Genomic DNA, 22016 nt, shown 5'->3' on the forward strand with positions numbered 1-22016 from the left:
AATCCTCCCGAATTATGTATATTTAATTTTTGGATTTCTCTTTGTAGTGGGTTGAGTAGGCTGTTCAATAACAGTACCAACACCTCTATTTATCATATCAATTAATTCATCTTTATTTGACGATGCTGCAAGAGCTACCTCTTTTGTAATCAATCCCTGCAAAAACAGTGAAGCAAGGGATTGGTTAAATGTTTGCATACCATGTTTCATCTGACCTGTCTGCATTGTAGCGTAAATCTGATGTATTTTGTCCTCTCTAATCAAGTTTCTCACAGCCGCATTTGGTATCAGTATTTCCAGTGCAAGAACCCTTCCTCTACCGCTAGCCTTGGGAAGAAGCGTTTGACAAATTACACCTTCCAATACAAAAGAAAGCTGTGTTCTTATCTGCTGTTGCTGGTGAGCAGGGAAAATATCTATAATCCTGTTTATAGTTTGAACTGCCGAGTTAGTATGCAATGTAGCAAAGGTTAAATGGCCTGTTTCCGCAATCTTTAAGGCTGTTTCAACAGTTTCTAAATCCCTCATCTCACCAATAAGAACGACGTCAGGATCCTGTCTCAATGCTGCTCTTAAAGCCCTGCTAAATGATTTTGTGTCTGTATTGACTTCCCTCTGATTAACAATACACTTTTTATGTGAATGTAAATACTCTACCGGGTCTTCAATTGTAATAATATGGGCATTTCTCTCTCTGTTTACTTTGTCTATCATTGCCGCCAGAGTGGTTGATTTACCTGAACCTGTTGGCCCTGTAACAAGCACAAGCCCTCTGGGAAGCTCACACAATTTTTCAACAACCATTGGAATTCCAAGCTCTCTAAACCCCCTTATTTCATACGGGATAAGCCTGAATGCACCTGCAACTGCACCTCTTTGATGAAACACATTTGCCCTGAACCTTGCAAGTTTCTTTATTCCAAATGAAAAGTCAACTTCTAAATCCTGTTCAAACTTTTGTTTTTGAGCATCTGTCATAATTGCGTAAATTAATTTCTTTGTTTCAGCCGGGGTTAAAGGAGGCATTTTCAAGGGGATAAGTTTCCCGTCTTTTCTTATTTGAGGAGGACTATTGGTTGTTATGTGAAGGTCTGTTCCTCCCGATTCAACCATTTTTTTCAGCAACTGCGATAGAGTAATATCCATACTCACCCCTTAATTTAAAAAAATTAATTTTACAGTATTATAACACAGTTTCTCTTAAAACTTCCTCAATTGAGGTGATTCCAGCTTTAATTTTTATTAATCCACTTCTCCTTAAAGTAATCATCCCCTCTTTTATTGCCTGCTCCCTTAAATCAAGAGCAGTCGCTCCGCTTAATATCAAATCTTTAATAGCATCTGTTACTTCCATAACTTCGTACAAACCTACCCTGCCCTTGTACCCAGAACCATTACAAACATCGCAACCTTTACCCTTGTATATTTTTAAATCCTTCAATTCTTCTTCTTTAAAACCAATATCAAGCAAGGTTTTTTTGGGAACCTTTACCTCTTCTTTACAATTTTTACAAACCCTTCTAACAAGCCTCTGGGCGCATATAAGGTTAACAGAAGTTGCAACAAGGAAGGGCTCAATACCCATATTCATCAACCTGCTTATTGTTGAGGGAGCATCATTTGTGTGCAAAGTTGACAGAACAAGGTGGCCCGTTAATGCCGCTTTAATAGCAATTTCTGCAGTTTCAAAGTCCCTTATCTCACCAACAAGAATAATATTAGGGTCCTGCCTTAAAAATGACCTTAATGCAGATGCAAAAGTAAGGCCTATTTCATCCCTAACATTTACCTGATTTATTCCAGGAAGGTTAAACTCAACAGGGTCTTCAGCTGTCATAATGTTGGTTTCAGGGGTATTCAACTGGCTTATCGCAGAGTACAAAGTATTTGTTTTACCTGAACCTGTTGGCCCTGTAACAAGCACCATACCATAAGGTTTTCTTATTGCCTCTGTAAATTTATCAAGACTTTCCTGCTCAAAACCAAGCCTGGTCATATCAAGCATTAATTTTTCAGGATCCAAAATTCTCATAACTATTTTTTCGCCAAAAAGGGTTGGCAATACAGAGACACGAAAATCAAGTTCTTTTTTCTTCCCCTCTATTTTCATTTTTAGCTTAATTCTACCGTCCTGAGGAAGCCTTTTTTCTGCAATATCAAGTTTTGACATAATCTTAATTCTTGAAGTAATTGCATCTTTCATACTTAAAGGTGGTTTCATTACCTCATGCAAAATACCGTCTATCCTAAATCTTACTCTGTAATACTTTTCATAAGGTTCAACATGGACATCTGATGCTCCTTTTTTTACTGCGTCCACCAGCATCATATTTACAAATTTCACAACAGGGGCTTCCTCAACAGAAGCAACAAGGGAATCAAGATCTATTTCTTCTTCATCCTCTACAACTTCAAGGTCAGTGTCCTCACCTAAGTCTCCTTCAAGGTCTTCAACAACCTTTCTCAATTCAATCTGGGTTTCACTCCCGTAGTATTTATCAATTGCTTTTTTTATTGACAACTCAGATGCAACAACAGGTTCAACATTTAAACCTGTTAAAAATTTAATATCATCTAACGCATAGATATTTGTGGGGTCAGCCATAGCCACAGTCAGAGTAGAACCTGTTCTTGTAATAGGTATTAGCATATATTTTCTTGCTATATCTGATGGTATTCTTTTTATAACATCCTCGCTAATCTCAAAGTGTTCAAGATTAACAGCAGGAATACCATACTGTTTGCTTAAAAAACTGGTAATCTCTTCCTCAGTAAGATAACCTAATTTAACCAGTATAGTTCCTAACCTTTCATTGTCCTTTTTTTGAATTTCTAACGCTTCTTGTAATTGTTCTTTGGTAATTAAACCGGCCTCAACAAGTAAATCACCTAACTTCTTAGCCATATGCAACCTTTCATAAATGATAGTAAAATCAGTTTAAAAAATCTAATATTATTTGTCAATATTTTTATTTGAAAAAAAAATTAAAACATTACCCCCTGACCTATATCATCGTTAAGATAAATAGTATCAACAAATCTTATTCTTCTCTGGTTAAGCCTCATAACAAGGGAGTTCACTCTTATCCCTTCACCAAAAAACCTAACACCTTTTAAAAGGTTCCCGTTTGTTACCCCGGTTGCAACAAAAATTATATTTTCTCCACTTGCAAGTTCTTCTGTTGTATAAATTTTATTCGGGTCTTTAATCCCCATTTTCTGCATTCTCTCCCATGTTGCCTCATCCTTTACAATAAGCCTCCCCTGTATTTCCCCACCAAGACACCTTAAAGCTGCGGCAGTTAAAACGCCTTCGGGAGCGCCTCCTATTCCGAATACTGCATGAACTCCGGTGCCCCTTACTGCAACAGAGATACCTGCACTTAAATCACCGTCACCTATCAAATTTATCCTGGCACCAGCTTCCCTAATTCTGGCAATAAGCTCCTCATGTCTCGGTCTGTCGAGAACAATAACAGTTAAGTCTTCAACCTTTCTATCAAGGCTATCGGCAATAATTTTCAAATTTTCTTCAACAGAGTTATCCAGGCTTACCTTGCCTTTTGCAGATGGAGGAACAATAATTTTCTCCATATAAATATCAGGGGCATTTAGCAATCCCCCTCTCTCTGACGCAGCAATTACTGCTATTGCATTGTTTGCTCCAGTTGCACAAAGATTTGTGCCTTCAAGTGGGTCAACTGCAATGTCAATTGCAGGACCATCCCCTGTTCCCACCTTTTCTCCAATATATAACATTGGGGCCTTGTCCCTTTCTCCCTCGCCTATTACAACTTCTCCATTAATATCAACATTATCCAGTTCTTTCCTCATTGCCTCAACTGCAACTTTATCTGAGTATTTTCTATCACCCTTTCCTACAGTCCTTGCTGCGGCAATAGCCGCCATTTCAGCAACCCTTAAAAAATCCCCTGCCAACGCATCTTCAATATTCTTTGGCATAATTCCCCCCTTTTATTTTAGAAGGCTGAAAGCCTGAAATCCTGTAATGTATTGCCCTAAAATCAGGGTGTGAATATCCTCTGTCCCCTCATATGTTTTTACAGATTCAAGGTTAACCATATGTCTTATAACCGGATATTCAAGGGAAATTCCGTTTGCTCCAAGAATATCCCTCGCTGTTCTTGCAATATCCAGTGCCATTCTAACATTGTTCATTTTAAGCATAGAAATCATATAATGGGAGTATTTCCCACTATCTTTTAACCTTCCAACCTGCAAGGCAAGCAATTGTGCCTTTGTAATTTCTGTGAGCATATCTGCAAGCTTTTTCTGCACAAGTTGAAACCTTGCAATAGGAACATCAAACTGAATTCTTGTCTTCGCATAATCAACCGCAGTTAGATAACAGTCAATTGCCGCACCTAATGCACCCCAGCCTATTCCATACCTTGCCTGGGTTAAACACATTAAAGGGTACTTCAATCCTTTAGCTAAAGGCAATCTATTTCCCTCAGGTACTTCAACATCCTCAAATATTAACTCTCCTGTAACAGAAGCCCTTAAACTTAATTTATGCTTAATCTCTGGCGCAGAAAAACCAGGCATATCTTTTTCAACAATAAAGCCCTGGATACCTTCTTCAGTTTTCGCCCACACGACTGCTATATCTGCAATTGAAGCATTTGTTATCCACATCTTTGTACCGTTTAAAATCCATTTATCACCCTTTTTGACAGCATATGTTTTCATCCCCCCAGGGTTTGAACCAAAATCTGGTTCAGTTAGACCAAAACAACCTATTAAATTACCGTCTATCAATCCAGGTAGATATTTCTTTTTCTGCTCTTCTGAACCAAATTCATAAATCGGATAAATCACAAGGGAGGATTGGACTGAAACAAAACTCCTTAATCCGCTGTCTCCCCTTTCTAATTCCTGATTTATCAACCCATAGGCAACATTTGAAAGCCCTGCACCACCATATTCACTCAAAGTGCTGCCTAAAAAACCAAGTTCTCCAAGCTGTTTTACAAGGTGAATAGGGAATTCCCCCCTCTCAAAGTAATCAGCAATTATTGGCTTAACCTCATTGCTTACAAAATCATGGACTGTATCATAAACAAGCCTTTCTTCTTCGGTTAATAAGTCTTCAATCTTTAAAAAATCGGGGTAATTTCTCATTTATCCTCCGCTTTTTCTTTCTTCTTTTTAGACTTTTTTTTCTTCCCTTTTGCTTTTTTAATTCTTTTTTCCAATTCTTTTTTATACTTTTCTTCAATTTTCTTCTTTCTTTCTTTTAATTCTTTTTCTGCCTTACCGCTTTCAATATAATCAAGTTGTTCCTTTACTGAATCTCTATAAATTGTATTGGGAAATTCCTTCAACAATTTTCTAAAATACCTTGCAGCCTCGTCAAATTTCGTTTCATACATTAAACTTCTTGCAAAATAATAGTAAGCCTTTTCTTTGTCATAATACTTCGGGTCATAATTTTCAATAAGCCCCCTTAATCTATCAGCTGCCGCTTTGTATCCTTTAACCTTGTAATAAAAAACACCAACAAGGTATTCGTGCTGTGCTTTTATTTTCCAGCAATAATCAATATATTTGTCAGCCATCTGGGCATACTTTGAATCTGGGTAATTTGATTTAAGTTTTTCAAATTCAGCCATTGCCTGATCAACATAAGTCTGGTCTCTATCAGGACCATTTATCTGAACAAAGTAACACATTGCCACCATAAATTGAGCATATGGAGTTTCCTTGTGTTTAGGGAAATAAACAATAAAAGACTGGTATTCCGGCAAAGCCTCAATAGGGCCTTTTGAAACATCAAAGAATAAAGCATCTGCATATGCCAATTTTGCATATGGAAAATACTCAGACTGGGTAGCATTGTCTATTATTACTTCAAAATAATCCCTTGCAGAGGAATAATTTTTGTTTAATAGATACTCCATCCCATCTAAATATACTTTGGAAACTGAAATCTTTTTCGCCCTTTCAATATTGGCTTCTTTCGCCGATTTACAGGCATTAAAAAATAACAGGATAAATACTAAAAGCCCTATAATAATTTTTTTCATATTTTCCCCTTAACGGTTTTATTTAATTTTTTAAAATTTTCCACAATATTTCCTTTAAAAACAGAAGAACCGGCAATAAACAAATTACAGCCTAATCTTGAAATTTCTTCAATGTTCTCTGAGTTAACCCCCCCATCAACTGCAATAAAAAAATTGTAATTCTGTGCTCTTCTAATGTTGTTAAGTAATTTTATTTTGTTTAAAGTATAGGGAATAAAACTTTGCCCTCCAAATCCCGGGTTAACACTCATTACCAACACACTATCAACTATGGGCAAAACATGCTCTAAAAGGCTCACTGGAGTTGCAGGGTTAATGGAAATTCCTGCTTTCACTCCTTTTGATTTTATATAGTTAATTAATCTGTCAGCATGCCTTTCTGCTTCAAGGTGAAAATAAATAATGTATGGATTAGACTCTGCAAATGCATCAATATACCTCATTGGATTTTCAATCATAAGGTGAACATCTAACTTTAAATCAGGAAAATTCTTTTTAATAGAGTTACAAACAAGAGGCCCTATGGTTATGTTTGGGACAAAGTGTCCATCCATAACATCAATGTGAACAAATTCCATCCCCTCTTTTTTTAAAGCTTTTAGTTGCTCTCCTAAATTACAAAAATCTGCTGATAAAATTGAAGGCGCTATCTCTTTCATAAGTTTTCCCTCATTACAACTTTTAAGGTTAATATTTTATCGGAAGGCAATATATACCCTGGCAGAGGATACTGCTCTTTAACAAACAGAATTCTCTCATCCCTTATTTGATTTGCAAATGTTTTAACAACATATTGGATACCAGCTTTCTTCAAAATTTTCTCCACCTGAATTAAAGGTTTATACCTTAAATCAGGAACTTTATAATACTTAGGTTTTTTACCTTTGCTAACAAGGAGCTTTACCTTGTCATTAAAGATACCGGAAACTCCGCTTTCAGGAGACTGAGCAATAACAATTCCCTCTGGTTTATCACTGTAAACACTTGCAATTTTACTTACCTTTAATCCGTGCATATTTATCTTTCTTGAAGCTTCCTCAATAGATAACCCAACAACATCTGGAACATCTCCCCTTCTTGAACCTTTACTGATAATCACCTCTATTTTCCTGCCTTTTTTAATAACTTTTCCCGGTTCAGGGATTTGGATTGCGATATCCCCCTTTTCAATATAATCGGAAAAAACCCTTCTATTTGTATTCACCTTTAAAAACAAATTGTATTTTGCAAGCTCTTTTTTTGCATCATCAATCGATTTTCCTATAACTGAAGGGGTTTTTACTATTTCCCCTCTTACTTCACGGCGTAGAGTAAACCAGAAGCTTAAAAATGATATAAAACCGCCTATTGTAATTATTAAAAGGTAAAGCAATAGCTTTTTCATTTCATTGTAAAGTATAACAAAAAAGAATATGAGAAAAAACCACTATCTTTTTTCAACAAGATAAAGGTAAGCAAAGCTCTTTGAGGGGGTTACAATTAAATTTTCAACATTTTTTAAGGTTATTATTAAATTTTCAGGATGCCATAGAAAAATGTAAGCATAATCGCTTAAAATAAAAGAATTTATTTTTTTATAAACCTTTCTTCTCTCTTCTTTTTTTTCAAGATTCGGAATGCTTTCAACCAGTCTATCCACCTCTTCATTTTTATAAAATCCCCTGTTCCAGCCTTTTGGTGGAATCATTTTTGAATAAAAAACCATTCTATAAATATCAGGGTCTGATATACCCACCCACCTTGCCGAATACATTTGAAACTTACCCTTTGAAAGAAGGTCAAAGAATGTGCCAAAATCCATTGAAACAATATCAACTTTTATGCCTATTTTTTTTAACCTATCCTGAACATAAACTGCTTTAAGCCTTGAAAGAAAAGAGGTTGTGGAAAGAAATTCCAGGGAAAACCTGTATCCATCTTTTTTTATTTTGTATCCGGCAGAATCAAGGATTCTGTTTGCCTGTTTTATTGAAGAAACACATTGGTTCCCCTCAAAGTGATAAAAATTAGGTGGTGCTATCATAGATGAAGCCTTAACTGCATAACCGTAAAACAGATATTTTATTGCTCTATCCCTGTCTATTGCCATACAAATTGCCTGCCTAACTTTTCTATCTGAAAGAATTTTATCTTTAAAATTAAAGGCAATGTATTCAACAGAATTACTAATCCCCCTGTAAATTCTGTAATCTCCTTTTTTGAATAGTTTTAAATTTTCGTAAGGTATGGAATCAAAGACAATATCCGCAGATTTGTTTAATATCTCAAATGTTCTTGTTGTTGAGTCTTTCACTGTTTTTAAAAGGACAAACTCTGTTTTTGGTTTTCCCTTGAAATAATTATCAAACCCTTTTAATAAAATATTTTTTCCCTTATCCTTTTTTACAATAATATATGCACCTGTTCCAGAAACCCCGTCTTTTCTGCTAACCACTCCAAAAGCGCCGTCGCAAAGGTTTATTAAAAAAGAAGGGTCTTTCCTTTTTAAAACAAGCTCGCCTGAATAATCATCAATTTTTTTCATCTCACCTATTTCAAGAAATGGGGCAGACTTTAAAGAACCTTTTTCAATTAGAGATTTAACAGTATAAAACACATCTTCAACCTTTAACTCATCTCCGTTGTGAAAATAAATCCCCTTTCTTAATTTAAACCTGAAAACACTATTGTGCTTAAAATAGTACGACTCAACAAGGTCTGGCTTTAACTCTCCCTTTTCATCCCTGACAAAGAGGCCGTTGTAAACAAGCTGGTAGATCCTTTGAGAGGATAAATCTATTCCCATCCTCGGGTCAAAGGTTTGGGGATAACCGTCAACAAGAACAACAAGGGTATTTGGGGGAGTTTTCCCGCCGTATCTGCAGGAAATAGGGAAAAACAAAAATATTAAAAGCAAAAAAAATATCTTTTTCATATTAAAATTATATATCAAATCATCTTTTTTTATTAGAATGAAAGTATGGATATTGAAATAGGAACAGATATTGTTTCAATAAAACGAATTGAAAAATCATTTAATAAATTTGGTGATAAATTTGTTAAAAGGATTTTAACTGAAAGGGAGATTAGAGAATACTCAAAAAGGAAAGATAGATTACAATTTATTGCATCAAGGTTTGCTGCAAAGGAAGCTGTTTATAAGGCTTACAATCTTTCCCCTTTTTCCTGGCACAGGATTGAAATTTTAAAAAATGGTGAAATTCCCGTTATCTATATTGATGGAAAAGAGAAGGAAAACATAAAGATTTCACTATCCCACGAAAAAGAGTATGTTGTTGCCTTTTGTGTGAGAATAAAATAAAAAAGCCCGGAAAATTCCGGGCTTGACAATTATTTAAAAAAAGAATTATTCGCTTACCACGTAAACCTTTGTTTCAACAACAACTTCTGGATGAATTTTTATTTTAACAGGGAATGTACCTAACTCTTTAATCTGCTCAGGCAATTCAATTTTTTTCTTATCTATCTCAACCTTTTCCTTAGCAAGGGCATCTGCTATATCCTGTGCAGTCACAGAGCCAAATAGTTGATTGTTTTCGCCAGCCTTTTTTGTAACAGTAATTGTAATCTTTTCAATAATATCCTTAACCGCTTCAGCCGCTTCAATCTCTTTCTGATGCTTTAAAGCCCAGTTCTTCTTCTCAAGTTCAATCTGTTTAATATTTCCCTCTGTAACAGGGACTGCAAGCTTTCTCGGGATAAGGTAATTTCTCGCATATCCGTCTTTCACTCTTACCACATCTCCTCTTTTGCCCAGTCCCTCTACGTTTTCTCTCAAAATAACTTCCATTGTATATTTCCTCCTTAATAGTTTCTAACCATTCAAATTAAATTTTATACCAGAAAAGACATAAAAGGTCAATTGATAAAAAACACAATGGCTAACAAATGCATATATACTCAAATATCAGGCTGTTAACATTAAGATTTTGCCACTTCACAAACTTCAGGATTTAGTAAAGATTTTAAGTCATTTAGAGAGATTTCAACAATTATCCCTCTCCCACCACCGTTTATTCCAACTTTTTCAAATTGTTCAAGGGATTTTTCCATAACAACCGGTAATTTTGTTTTAGCCCCAAAGGGGCTGATCCCACCTACAAGGTAATTAGTAAGTTTTTGAGCCTCCTGAACAGTTGACATTCTCATCTTTTTTTTTCCAAGACACTTTGCTAACTTTTTCATATCAACGCTTTTATCTCCCGGCATTAAAACAAAATAGAAGTCTTTCCCCCTAACATCACAGACGACAAGTGTTTTTATCATTCTCTCAAGCTCAATCCCTGTTTGTTCTGCTGCAAATTCTGCACCCTTAACCTTATGGTCGTATGTAAAAACCTTATGTTCAACTCTGTTTTTTTCTAAAAACTCAATTCCCCTTGTTTTCATAACAGTCCTCCACAGGTTTTGCAATGTATTTAAATATCAAAGCAATAATAAAAATTCCTATGCTTATATCAACAAAAGGCGGCAAATGTAAAAACAATAGTCCATAGCAGAAAAACATGGAAATTAAAGCAACTGTAATTGCATAGGGCAACTGTGTTCTAACATGGTTAATATGGTTGCAGCCGCTTGACATTGAAGACATTATTGTCGTATCTGAAATAGGAGAGCAGTGGTCTCCAAAAACAGCCCCTGAAAGAATTGCTGCAATTGATGCAAACAAGTATGGGGTATTTAGAACAATGGGTATTAAAAGTGGATAGCCTATAGCCATTGTCCCCCATGAAGTACCTGTGGCAAAACTTATTATTGCTGAAACTAAAAAAGCAAGCATTGGATGCAAAAACATTGGAAAATTTTCAGGGAAAAGGGAAACAACATAGTCTCCTGTTTTTAAAATCCCACAAATATCCCCCAAACTCCAGGCAAGGGCAAGAATTACAACAGCAAGCACCATACTCTTTAACCCTTCAAGCCACCCTTCTATTATTTGACTAACCTTTAATTTCTTCAAGGCAATAATTGAAGCAACAAAACACCCTGCTGAAGAACCCCATATAAGGGAGGCAAAACTGTCTGAGTTTGCAAAAATCTCTCTAATTGTATTTGCTTCTTCCCCTTTACCAGAAAAGTATATTCCAAGAAAAGTAACTATAATTACAACCAATACTGGGATAAGTCCAAGGGCAAGGCTTCCCTTATCTTCCCTTTTTTCACCTTTTAATTGGCAAAGCTTTCTTACAGCTTCAATTTCAAATTTTCTCATAGGGCCAAAATCTTTACCTGTTGTTGCAATAAAAAAGACAAATACTAAAGTTAAAATTGGATAAAAGAGATAGGGGATTGAGTAAATAAATGCAGTATAGCCATCAAGTCCTTTTATTCCATACTGATGAAAAAGGTTATTTAAAAGGCTTATTTCAAAACCTATCCAGGTTGAAATCACTGCAATTGCGGTAACCGGTGCCGCTGTTGAATCCACAATATAACTTAACTTTTCCCTTGAAACGCCATAGGCATCGGTTATTGGTTGCATTACCTTACCAACTATCAATGTATTTGAATAATCATCAAAGAATATGGCTATCCCTGTAAGCCAGGAGTAAAGCATTGCGCCTTTTCTTGATTTTATCTTTGATGAAAAATACTGAACAACAGCCTCGGTTCCGCCACCTGCCTGAATTATTCCCACCATACCGCCTAAAAGCACGGTGAAAATTATTATTGACACATGGTCTTTTGTTGCTATTACAGAGACTATCTCTTCTGAAAGGGTATCTCTCACCGCATAAAATAGATTAAAACCGTTTATTATAAACATTCCAGAAATTATACCCAATAACAGGGAGATTATTGTCTCTTTGAAAATAAGGGCAAAGGCTATTGCTAATAAAGGAGGAATAATAGAAAGATAGCCATTTATTACTCTAACTTTTTTTATCTTTTTATCAAAAAACCTGCCTTCAAACACTCCTGTTTTTTTGAAAACAATATCTTCACTATCAATTTCAACAATTCCCTGTTTTTGAAATTTTTCAAGGCTTTCTTTTGTTATTGAGGTTTTTAAAAAATGGTAACTCTCATTTTTATGAAAAACGGCACCTATGTCTTGAGAAAACACAGGCACCGTTAAAAACAATATTAAAATTGTAATTATTAAATTAATTTTCTTTCTTTTCAGTTTCCGCCTCTTTAATCAATCCTAACTCTTTTCTAATTTCTCTTTCTATCTTTTCAGCAATGTCTTTGTTTTCTTTTAAGAATTTTTTTGCATTCTCCCTACCCTGTCCCAACCTTGTTGAACCATAGGAATACCAGGAACCGCTTTTTTCAATCAATCCAAATGAAACCCCGTAATCAAGGATTTCACCCTCTTTTGAGATTCCCTCTCCAAACATTATGTCAAACTCTGCATACTTAAAAGGAGGTGCAACTTTGTTTTTCTGAACTTTAGCCCTTGTTCTATTACCTAAAATCCTGTCTCCATCTTTCAATGCAGCAATTCTTCTTATTTCAATTCTAACCGAAGAGTAAAATTTCAATGCGTTTCCGCCTGTGGTAACTTCGTTGTTTCCGTAAGAAATTCCAATTTTATTTCTCACCTGATTAATAAAAATCATAACAGTTTTTGACTTTGAAATTGCCCCTGCAAGCTTCCTCAATGCATGTGACATTAATCTTGCCTGAAGGCCAATCTGGGTTTCACCCATCTCCCCTTCCAATTCACTTTTTGGAACAAGGGCAGCAACTGAATCAACAACAAGCACATCAATAGCACCGCTTCTAATAAGCATTTCAGCAATATCTAAAGCCTGCTCCCCGTAGTCAGGCTGGGAAATTAAGAGGTTATCTGTATCAACCCCAAGATTTTTAGCATACTCAGGGTCAAGGGCATGCTCTGCATCAATAAAGGCTGCCATGCCGCCATTCTTTTGAGCTTCCGCTATTATCTGTAAAGCGATTGTGGTTTTACCTGAACTTTCTGGTCCATATACCTCAACAATTCTTCCTCTCGGGACACCACCAACCCCCAAAGCATAATCAAGCCCAATTGAACCTGTTGATATTGTTTCAACATTTAAAATACTCTTATCTCCAAGCCGCATTATTGAGCCTTTTCCAAAATTCTTCTCTATCTGGTTTAAAGCAAGGTCTAATGCTTTATCCCTTGCCATTCCCTTGTTATTTGGCTGTTTCATAGTTTTATCTCCTTAATATTTTTTAACTATTTAAGTTTGGAAGCAACATCCCTGTAATTCGGGTCTTTCTCGTAAATCATTGCATAGTAGGATTTCGCCTTTTCCTTGTCCCCATTTTTTTCACACAAAGTTGCCAATTCGTAAAGAATAGGTCTGTCGTCTGCTCCTGTTTTTTGTGCATGTTCAAGGCCACTTTCAAGCCACTCTATTGCTTTTTTATATTCACCTAATTCAGAATACACTCCCGCAATCATAAAACTACAATCTAAAAGCCTGTTTGGATCATGTGAGGCTTTAATAAATTCTTCAATTGCCTCATTGTAAAGCCCCATCTCTTTATAAGCAATACCCAGATTGTAATGGGTTTCGAAATCTTCCTGGTCAATCTGTTCCTCAACACCTTTTTTAAATTCTTTAAAAAGCTCATCAAGAGATTTAACCTCTTCCTGAGGTGCTGAGTCTGTCAACTCTGTATTATCCTGAAAAATATCAAGGTCTTCGCCTAACTGCGATTTTAAATCAATAAACTCTTCTTCAAGCAACTCTTCAAAATCACCTGATTTTTCTGCAACAAGCTGCTCTGTCTCTGCCTGTCCTTTTAGAGACTCAAATTTTTCTTTTAAAGCCAGAACATCCTTATGATTGGGATGAGCAACCACAAGGTTGTTCAATAATTCTTCCGCCTCTTCAAAAAGGTTCTGAGAAATATAAAATTCTATCTCCGCTATTTCATCGGTTAAATCTACACTATCTTCAACAATTTCTTGAGGCTTTTCTGCTTTCGCATCTTTCTCATCTTCAACAACCTTTTTTTCAAGTTCTTCTTTTAGTTCAGTAGTTTTCTTGCTATCTTCAAACTCTAATTTTAGATCTTCAAACTCTTCAAAAAGGTCTACACTTTCTATTTTTGCTTCATCCAATTCTTCTAATGCATTTCCTTCCTCTTTTTCAGGCTGGAATGTTTCAAGAAGAGAATCTGCATCAAGAAAAGATTGTTCTTCGGGGACAAATTCTCCCCCCTCTTTCGCATCTTCATTAAACAAATCTTCACTTGATATGTTATCTTCAAGCTCAAGTTCTGTTTCTTCTTCGTCCAGGGATATAGCCTCAGAAAAATCATTTTCAGGAGGTGTAATAGCTTCTTCGTGTAAACCCACCACCTCGTTATCTATTCCAAAATCCAGTTCCTCCTCGTCAAAGGATTCCACCGCATCAGAAAGTGAAATTTCTTCTTCATCAGGCTCAAAATCAAAAGATTCAACCTCAACAAGCCCTTCTTCTTTCTTTTTCTTTTCAAGTTGTCTTCTTAAAAAACCAGAAGAGCCTGGAAGTAATCTTTCGCTCTGATTAAGGTAGTCCTCTGCTTTCTCAAAATCACCTTCATTCATTGATATCTCAGCAAGATTAAGATAGCACTGGCTCGCCTTAGCCCTCTCACCTCTTTCTTTACACAAAGGTAGCAGTAATAAATTTGCCTTTTTATTTAACGGATCTTTTCTTAGAATTTGTTCAAGCATACTATATGCTTTGTCTTTATACCCGTGCTCTATGTAAAACTCAGCCTCAGAAATCCCCCCTAACATTTTCTGAGTGGTATCTTCAAGGTCAAGGCTTTCAACCAACTCTTCCTCGTCAAGCTCAAAATCTTCTTCAGAAACACTTATTTCATCATCTGAAATTTCATATGCCTTTAACTCTTTTAAAGCCTCTTTGTATTCAATGTTGGCGGGATCGTACTCAAGAAGTTTTTTTAAAGTAGCTCTTGCTTCCTCAACATTTCCGTCTCTTTTATAAGCCTCAACAAGTTTCTCCAGAGTAGTAACATTAAATATTCTATCTTCTTTTTTATCATATATATCAGCCAGCACTTTAAGAGCCGGTATGAAATACTGTTTTTTATCAACAATTTTCTTTAGCAGATCTATTGCTTTATCGTACTCTTCATTAAGTACCAAATGGTCTATAACAGGCTTTATTAAGCTCCAAGCCTCATTTATCTTGTTTTTGGCAATAAGTTCATTGAATATAGTTTCAATTATTCTATATTTTGATTTGTCAAGTTCAAACAAGCGCTTAGCTATTTTTAAAGAATCTGCAAGTTTCCCAGTTTTTAATTTAACAAAGGCAAGTAATTCAAGAAGCAGTGAATTGCCTGTATTTCTCGCGTATGCCTTATCCAGAATTTGCTCTGCCTTTTCGTACTCTTTCTTTTCAACATAAATTTCAGCGAGGGTAACATCTATTACAGCGTCTCCAAGGCCTAATTTCTTTGCCGCAGTAAGTAATTGTTTAGCGTCATCGTTTTTTCCCATTTTAAGAAGTTTTTTGGCAGTTGAAATCAGCTGATCTGCCGCTTCTTCACGCATACCCTCTTTGATAAAAGCATCGGCAAGCTTCAACCTAACCACAGTGTTGAGAGGGTCTAACTCAACCATTTTCTTATAAATCTCAAGAGCTCTTTTCTTTAATCCCTGTTTTGTATATTTTTCAGCTATCTCCAAATAAACCCTTTTTGCTTCTGCAATATTCCCATCCTGTACATATAAATCCGCCAGCCTTTCATAAACTTTAATGTTATCAGGGTCAATCCTTAATATTTTCCTTAAAATAGCAATAGATTTGGTATAAAAACCTTCTTTATAGTAGTAATCGGCACTTTTTAGAAAAAAGTCCACAGCCTTATCTTTATCGCCTACCTGCGCGTATAAATCGCCAACTCTGTTAATAATATTAACATCGTTGGGATTTTTCTGAAGATACTTCAGAAACTCTTCAAGAGCAAGTTTATATTTTTTCTGTCTTAAATACTTATCCGCTTTGGCTAAAACATCACTCTTTTTAAAAAACACCCTTTTCTCACCCCTTATTTATTCTGTTTTAATATAGCATATATAGGAGAAATTAGTCAAAAAATTTTAGAATTTTAAATAAAATCCTCTACCGACATTGCTTTATTTTACAAACCCATTTATCATGGACAAAAAGGCAAAATGGGTAAAAAATTTTAAACTCAATTTTATCTATTTTGCCTATCGTTTCTTTTAAACTATCTATAACTTTAGAAAAATTTTGTGAGAGACCTCTTTCCTTTAACAATCCTCCGTGAGCAAGGAGAAGTGTATCAAAATTATACTCTTTAATTCTATCCAGGGATTTTTTCATCAAATCCGGGAATATTATCGGGAATGGAAGCACATATTTGTCCCCCATTTTTAAAATAAGATCTGCAAGATAAAAGACCTTCCCTTTCTCATTAAACAATGAAATATCATAAAGCGTATGACCTGGCGTAAAAACCACCTTCCAATCAGGGAAAAAGGGGAGTGTGTCTCCATCTTTTAACAAATAATCAGGGATAAACTTTCTTTTATAGTTCACTGGCTCTAAAATATTCTTTTTTCTTCTTGCTGAAAACTGTGCAAGAAAGGTATCAATTTTGTGCTGTATAAAGCCACCTAATCCTCTATACCACCTATAAGCCCCCTCGGTTGAGGCAATTGGGATATTGTTTTTTTTAAAGTACTTAACCGCACCTGCATGGTCAGGATGCATATGGGTAACAACAACAAGCTTTAAGTCATTAAGGCTTTTACCTCTTTCTTCAAGAAAAGATTTAACTTTTTTAAAATCACAGGAGCACCCTGCATCAAGAAGCAGAAACTTCCCGTTAGTCTCGATTAGAAATAAAGAAGAAATATAACCTTTTATCTCATGAATAATGAATGAATATTCACTCATGTTTTCATTATAAACTTATTCAAATTTTTTTACCACTAATGAATTGAATAATTTTGGAAGGGAGGAAAATGGTCGGAGCGAGAGGATTTGAACCTCCGACCCCACCCACCCCAAGGGTGTGCGCTACCAGGCTGCGCCACGCTCCGACCTGCAAGTAAGTATTATAGTAAATTGATAGAAAAAATCAAATCAAACTGGGGACAAAAAAGCCCACTTAGCAGGGGGGGATTAACCAAACTTCTCAATAAAAAAATTTATCCCCCACATTGTTTACTTACCTTTTATTAAAATAGACAGGAGCGTCTAAACAACTACGATCCCCTTCATCAACCAACAAAAAAGAATATTTTAATACAAACAACAATTTAAAAAGATTGTAATTCACTAAATTAAAATCAATATCATTATCTGCAAAATTATCTGCGGGCAAAAGCCTATTATTGTAAAAATAATTTAACTGGTAGTAAAGATAAGGATATTCCCTTTTAAACTCACCCTCAAATGGGTAGTTTTCTTTAAGACAGTAATACATTTTCTCTATTTCAACCACTTTTTTAATCAACTCTTCTCTTTTATTTTGATAATCCTCATTAAAAATATAGGCAAAAGCCCTTAAATCACTTTCAGTTACCACATTATTTTTTACACTAAAAACAACACAATCTTCGGATTGTATAGCTTTAGAAAAAGAACAAAAAAAACAAAAAATTAAAAGGCTTAAAATAAATAGCCTTTTAAACATGCATTATATCTTCTTCCTTCTTTTTAGATATATCATCAATTTCATCAATGTACTTGTCTGTTAATTTCTGGATATCGTCTTCTGCCCTTTTTTCATCATCTTCCGAAATCTCTTTATCTTTGAGTAACTGCTTAACCTTATCCCTTGCATCTCTTCTAATATTCCTGACAGCAACCCTGCACTGTTCTGCATATTCATGAAGTTTTTTCACAAGGGTTTTTCTTCTTTCTTCTGTTAAAGGAGGAACAGGCACCATAATTTTTTTACCATCATTAGAAGGATTAAGTCCTAAATCAGCCTCTCTAATTGCCTTCTCTATTGCCTGCAACGCAGTCATATCATAAGGGGTAACAACAATCAAAGTAGCATCTGGAGCAGATATAGTTGCAATCTGATTCAGTGGCATCTTGGTACCATAATACTCAACCTGTACCCCATCAAGAAGGGAAACACTTGCCTTTCCTGTCCTTAATGAAGCAATTTCATGTTTAAAAACCTCAACGGTTTTCTTCATATGAGATTCAGCATCTTTCAAAACATCCTTAATCATTGCCTCCTCCTTTTATTACTTTTGTTCCTATCTTTTCGCCTTTTACAACTCTCAACAGGTTGCCTTCTTTCTTGATGTTAAAAACTATTATATCAAGAGAATTATCCATACTCAATGAAATTGCAGTGGAATCCATTACCTTTAAGCCATGCTTTAACACAGTCATATAGTCAACTTCTTTCAATAATTCTGCCCCTTTAACTTTAACAGGGTCTGCTGTATAAACACCATCAACCTTTGTTGCTTTCAGCAAAACTTGAGCATTAATCTCAATTGCCCTCAATGCAGCAGCGGTATCTGTTGTAAAAAATGGATTCCCTGTCCCTGCACCAAATATTACAATTCTTCCCTTTTCAAGGTGTCTTACCGCTCTCCTTTTAATAAAAGGTTCAGCAACCTCCTTAACTTCAATAGCAGACATAACCCTTGTGGGTACACCTTCTTTTTCAATTGCATCCTGAAGGGAAAGACAATTTATTAAAGTTGCAAGCATTCCCATATAATCACCAGTAACCCTATCAAGCCCCTGCTTGCTCCCTGAAACTCCGCGAAAAATATTTCCGCCACCAATTACAATTCCAATTTCAACGCCTAATTTGTGAACATCAACAATTTCTTTAGCAAGCCTTTTTACAACAGAAGGATCAATTCCAAAACCCTGCGTTCCTTCCAGCACCTCTCCACTCATCTTTAATAAAATTCTTTTATATGCTGCTTCACCCATAGTTTCTCCTTTTCAAATTTCAAATAAATTATACTATACAGTTAAAATTATAGGCAAAATTACCGGAAATGCATTAAATCTTTTTTTTATATACTTTTTCAAAGCAGAACGAATATGAGGTCTCGTATATTCCCAATCAACCCTCATAGCATCTTCAAGAGAGTAAAAACGCTCTTTAACTATTTCCTTCATTTCGTTTATCTGGGCTTCATTTTCACTATCAGACAAAAGTATAAATCCCCTTGTAATAATTTCAACATCCCCTATAAGTTCTGAGGTTTTTCCATCAACTACCATTGCCACTATTATTATTCCATCCTCTGCCATTCTTCTCCTGTCTTTTAAAGCAATCTCTTCTACCTCATCAAAACCACTTCCCTCAATGAGTTTTTTTCCTATTTGAATCTTCCCTACATACCTCAACCCCTTTTTTGATAACTCAACCACATCTCCGTCTTCAATTATCTTTATATTCCTTCTATGCAACCCCATTTCTCTTGCCAGAAGCATATGGTGGTGCAATTGCTTCATCTCTCCGTGTACAGGGATAAAGTATTTTGGCTTAATCATAGAAAATACCATTTTTAACTCTTCCCTTGAAGCATGACCTGATACATGAACTTCAGAAACCTCTTCGTAATAAACCTCAGCTCCCTTTTTGTAAAGTGTATTTATTATTTTTAAAACAGGCTTTTCGTTTCCAGGAATTGTTTTTGCTGAAATTATAACTGTGTCTCCTTCTTCAACCTTTATTCTTTTATGTTCATTTCTTACAATCCTTGAAAGGGCACTCATCGGCTCTCCCTGTGAACCTGTGGTAATTATTATCAGCCTGTGTGGTGGGATATCCGGTATATCTCTATCATTAATCAAAACATCAGGGGGAATCCTCAAATACCCTAACCCTTTTGCAACATTGAAAGCGTTCACAAGGCTTGTCCCAACAAGAGCCACTTTTCTATTTAACTTTCTGGCCACATTTAAAACCTGCTGAACCCTGTGTATATGTGAAGAAAAACAGGCAATAATTACCTTTGAAACAGATTGTGAAATAATCTTCTCAAGGCTTTCACCAACAACCTTTTCTGAAAGGGTATATCCTTTTCTTTCCACATTTGTTGAATCTGCCATTAGCAAATCAACCCCTTTTTCTCCAGCTCTTGCAAACCCTGCAAAGTCAAAGTGTCTGTTGTCAATAGGGGTTTTATCTATTTTAAAATCACCTGTATGAAACACATTGCCAAAGGGCGTTTCAATGAAGAGTGCCAGGCTATCAACTATACTATGTGTAACCTGAATAAAGTTAACCTTAATCTCGTTAAACCTTACACTTTCACCAGCATTTACAATATGCAAATTCACTTTATGCTCAAACCTGTGCTCTTCAAGTTTTTTCTTAATAAAACCTATGGTAAGCTTTGTGCCGTAAATGTCAATATCCCTTCCTATATCCTGGCACAAAAAAGGGATAGCCCCTATATGGTCTTCGTGGGCATGGGTTATAACAATGGCTTTAATTACATCCTTTATCCCATGTTCATCTAAGAAAGAGTAATCAGGGATAACCACATCAATACCCGGCTGGTCAAAATCGGGAAACATTGCCCCTGCATCAATAACAATTCCAGCATCGTTAACCCTTAAAAACATTGAATTCATTCCAAATTCGCCTAACCCGCCTATAGGTACAATTTGTACCGTATTCTTTTTATACGGCAGAATTTCCATATTACCCTCTTTAAAATTTTTTTTATCATTTGATTATAACATTAAAAAAAGCCAAAAAACAAAAATTGAATTAGAGAAATACAATTCTGCTTTCTGGTATAATTAAACCGACAAAAATATCGGGAGGAAAGAATGAAAAAGATTTTATTTTTGGTTTTAATATTTTTGATTATCCCAACAATATCCTGTAAAAAAGAAAACCCATTAGAAGAGTTGATATCTGCAAGAAGCAAATACATTGTAAAGACATTGGGGTTTAACCTTGTTAGAGACGAAAACGGAGACCCTGCCTATCTAAATGTTGAGTTTGCAATTGAAAACAAAAACCCAAAACCTGTTTTAAAATATCTAACATTAAAGGTAATCAGATACGATGTAAAAGACAATATAGTTGGAAAAGACACAATAGTGGTGGATGTTAGCGATTTAGGAGGCTACAAACTCAAAAGATATTTAAGAAAAATCCCCAACAAAATTAGAGGGGTCAGGAGCATTCTGGTAAAGAAAGCACCTGTTAATTTAGAAAACAAAGAGTATTTAAAATACAAAGAATTTCAAGCATTTGCAAACAGATAAATGAACAAAAGCGTAATTGTCGCAGGGGGGCTTGACCCCTCAGGCGGTGCAGGGCTTGCAAGTGACATAAAGGTTTGTGCATTTTTCAATGTGTATCCCCTGCCTGTTTTAACTGCATTAACATACCAAAACTCAACTGAATTTTTCGGTTTTGAGGTTTTAAAACTGCAACAGGTAGAAACGCAGTTAAAATCAATTTTAGATTATTACAGTATTGAGGTGGCAAAAATAGGATTAACAGGAAGAGGGGAAATCCTTGATTTGTTAGTAAGCACATTTTACAAAAAAGGCATAAAAACAGTTTTAGACCCTGTTTTAAAAACCTCAACAAAAGGGAAAGTGTCTGACAACGCACTTGTTGATTCAATCACTCAAAACGCAGGTAAAATTTACCTGATTACTCCAAATATCCCTGAAGCAAAAGAGTTAACAAAGTTAAATTCTGAAAATCAGCAAGAGTTAGGAGAATTGCTAAAAAACAAAGGATTTAAAAATATTTTAATAAAGGGGGGGCATTTAAAAAAACCTTACGATCTGCTTTTAAGTGATGAGGAGAAAATAGTTTTCAAAGGAGAAAGAATAGAGACTGAAAACAGCAGAGGCACAGGCTGCGCCCTTTCAAGCGCAATTGCATCAAACCTTGCATCAGGAAAAACACTAAAAGAAGCAATAGCAATATCAAAAAACTATTTAACAGAAGCAATGAGACATAATTACAAATTGGGAAATCCCCCTTATCCATTAAACCTACTATTGAGATAGT

General features: G+C 35.5%; 21 protein-coding genes and 1 tRNA gene. 3 read left to right on the forward strand and 19 right to left on the reverse strand.

Annotated elements, in window-relative coordinates:
* Positions 1-12 precede the first annotated feature (12 nt).
* The 8 genes from TTHT_RS08100 to TTHT_RS08135 all read right to left on the reverse strand — a co-directional run bounded on the left by TTHT_RS08100 (position 13) and on the right by TTHT_RS08135 (position 8964).
* On the reverse strand, positions 13-1146 hold the full coding sequence (locus TTHT_RS08100; RefSeq protein ID WP_201327471.1) for a type IV pilus twitching motility protein PilT: 1134 nt from the start codon (positions 1144-1146) through the stop codon (positions 13-15).
* Between the two features lie 37 nt (positions 1147-1183).
* The gene (gene pilB / locus TTHT_RS08105) at positions 1184-2905 is read right to left on the reverse strand and encodes a type IV-A pilus assembly ATPase PilB (RefSeq protein ID WP_201327472.1); all 1722 of its coding nucleotides are present in this window, start codon (positions 2903-2905) and stop codon (positions 1184-1186) included.
* An 80-nt stretch (positions 2906-2985) separates the two neighbouring features.
* Positions 2986-3963, reverse strand: a complete 978-nt coding sequence (glpX, locus tag TTHT_RS08110) for a class II fructose-bisphosphatase (RefSeq protein WP_269089380.1) — start codon at positions 3961-3963, stop codon at positions 2986-2988.
* 12 nt (positions 3964-3975) lie between these two features.
* A complete protein-coding gene (locus TTHT_RS08115) occupies positions 3976-5145 on the reverse strand; it encodes an acyl-CoA dehydrogenase family protein (protein WP_201327473.1) in 1170 nt (389 codons plus the stop codon).
* Entirely contained in the window at positions 5142-6050 is a 909-nt protein-coding gene (locus TTHT_RS08120; protein ID WP_201327474.1) for an outer membrane protein assembly factor BamD, read from the reverse strand. Before TTHT_RS08120 ends, TTHT_RS08115 begins: the two co-directional genes overlap by 4 nt.
* A complete protein-coding gene (rpe, locus tag TTHT_RS08125) occupies positions 6047-6709 on the reverse strand; it encodes a ribulose-phosphate 3-epimerase (protein WP_201327475.1) in 663 nt (220 codons plus the stop codon). Before rpe ends, TTHT_RS08120 begins: the two co-directional genes overlap by 4 nt.
* The gene (locus tag TTHT_RS08130; RefSeq protein ID WP_201327476.1) at positions 6706-7434 is read right to left on the reverse strand and encodes a PASTA domain-containing protein; all 729 of its coding nucleotides are present in this window, start codon (positions 7432-7434) and stop codon (positions 6706-6708) included. Before TTHT_RS08130 ends, rpe begins: the two co-directional genes overlap by 4 nt.
* 42 nt (positions 7435-7476) lie before the next feature.
* Positions 7477-8964, reverse strand: a complete 1488-nt coding sequence (locus TTHT_RS08135) for an ABC transporter substrate-binding protein (RefSeq protein ID WP_201327477.1) — start codon at positions 8962-8964, stop codon at positions 7477-7479.
* A 45-nt stretch (positions 8965-9009) separates the two neighbouring features.
* Between TTHT_RS08135 and acpS the strand changes: the two genes are divergently transcribed.
* Complete coding sequence (acpS, locus tag TTHT_RS08140; protein ID WP_201327478.1) at positions 9010-9351, forward strand: holo-ACP synthase; 342 nt, start codon at positions 9010-9012, stop codon at positions 9349-9351.
* Between the two features lie 45 nt (positions 9352-9396).
* Here acpS and rplI read toward each other — a convergent pair whose 3' ends face one another.
* From rplI to TTHT_RS08195, 11 genes are all read right to left on the reverse strand, one after another.
* Entirely contained in the window at positions 9397-9840 is a 444-nt protein-coding gene (gene rplI, locus TTHT_RS08145; RefSeq protein WP_201327479.1) for a 50S ribosomal protein L9, read from the reverse strand.
* Between the two features lie 131 nt (positions 9841-9971).
* Positions 9972-10439, reverse strand: a complete 468-nt coding sequence (locus tag TTHT_RS08150; RefSeq protein WP_201327480.1) for an aminoacyl-tRNA deacylase — start codon at positions 10437-10439, stop codon at positions 9972-9974.
* Positions 10420-12135, reverse strand: a complete 1716-nt coding sequence (locus tag TTHT_RS08155) for a Na+/H+ antiporter NhaC family protein (RefSeq protein ID WP_201327481.1) — start codon at positions 12133-12135, stop codon at positions 10420-10422. Before TTHT_RS08155 ends, TTHT_RS08150 begins: the two co-directional genes overlap by 20 nt.
* A 22-nt stretch (positions 12136-12157) precedes the next feature.
* On the reverse strand, positions 12158-13195 hold the full coding sequence (recA, locus tag TTHT_RS08160) for a recombinase RecA (RefSeq protein ID WP_330873131.1): 1038 nt from the start codon (positions 13193-13195) through the stop codon (positions 12158-12160).
* A 26-nt stretch (positions 13196-13221) separates the two neighbouring features.
* Positions 13222-16044: a tetratricopeptide repeat protein gene (locus TTHT_RS08165; protein ID WP_201327482.1), complete on the reverse strand. Its 2823-nt coding sequence runs from the start codon at positions 16042-16044 to the stop codon at positions 13222-13224.
* An 88-nt stretch (positions 16045-16132) separates the two neighbouring features.
* Positions 16133-16933, reverse strand: coding sequence for an MBL fold metallo-hydrolase (locus TTHT_RS08170; RefSeq protein ID WP_201327483.1), 801 nt, complete (start codon positions 16931-16933; stop codon positions 16133-16135).
* Between the two features lie 69 nt (positions 16934-17002).
* Positions 17003-17079, reverse strand: a tRNA-Pro gene (locus TTHT_RS08175).
* A 128-nt stretch (positions 17080-17207) separates the two neighbouring features.
* The gene (locus TTHT_RS08180) at positions 17208-17675 is read right to left on the reverse strand and encodes a hypothetical protein (RefSeq protein WP_201327484.1); all 468 of its coding nucleotides are present in this window, start codon (positions 17673-17675) and stop codon (positions 17208-17210) included.
* On the reverse strand, positions 17668-18225 hold the full coding sequence (gene frr / locus TTHT_RS08185) for a ribosome recycling factor (RefSeq protein ID WP_201327485.1): 558 nt from the start codon (positions 18223-18225) through the stop codon (positions 17668-17670). The genes TTHT_RS08180 and frr overlap by 8 nt, the downstream gene beginning before the upstream one ends.
* On the reverse strand, positions 18218-18949 hold the full coding sequence (gene pyrH / locus TTHT_RS08190; RefSeq protein WP_201327486.1) for a UMP kinase: 732 nt from the start codon (positions 18947-18949) through the stop codon (positions 18218-18220). The genes frr and pyrH overlap by 8 nt, the downstream gene beginning before the upstream one ends.
* Before the next feature lie 33 nt (positions 18950-18982).
* The gene (locus tag TTHT_RS08195; protein WP_201327487.1) at positions 18983-20677 is read right to left on the reverse strand and encodes a ribonuclease J; all 1695 of its coding nucleotides are present in this window, start codon (positions 20675-20677) and stop codon (positions 18983-18985) included.
* A 132-nt stretch (positions 20678-20809) separates the two neighbouring features.
* Between TTHT_RS08195 and TTHT_RS08200 the strand changes: the two genes are divergently transcribed.
* Both TTHT_RS08200 and TTHT_RS08205 read left to right on the forward strand, forming a co-directional pair.
* Positions 20810-21253 carry a hypothetical protein gene (locus tag TTHT_RS08200; RefSeq protein ID WP_201327488.1) on the forward strand — a complete coding sequence of 148 codons (444 nt, stop codon included), beginning with the start codon at positions 20810-20812 and terminating at the stop codon, positions 21251-21253.
* A complete protein-coding gene (locus TTHT_RS08205; RefSeq protein WP_201327489.1) occupies positions 21254-22015 on the forward strand; it encodes a hydroxymethylpyrimidine/phosphomethylpyrimidine kinase in 762 nt (253 codons plus the stop codon).
* Position 22016: the final 1 nt, after the last annotated feature.

The organism is Thermotomaculum hydrothermale, from assembly GCF_016592575.1.
GTDB classification, from domain to species: Bacteria; Acidobacteriota; Holophagae; order Thermotomaculales; family Thermotomaculaceae; genus Thermotomaculum; species Thermotomaculum hydrothermale.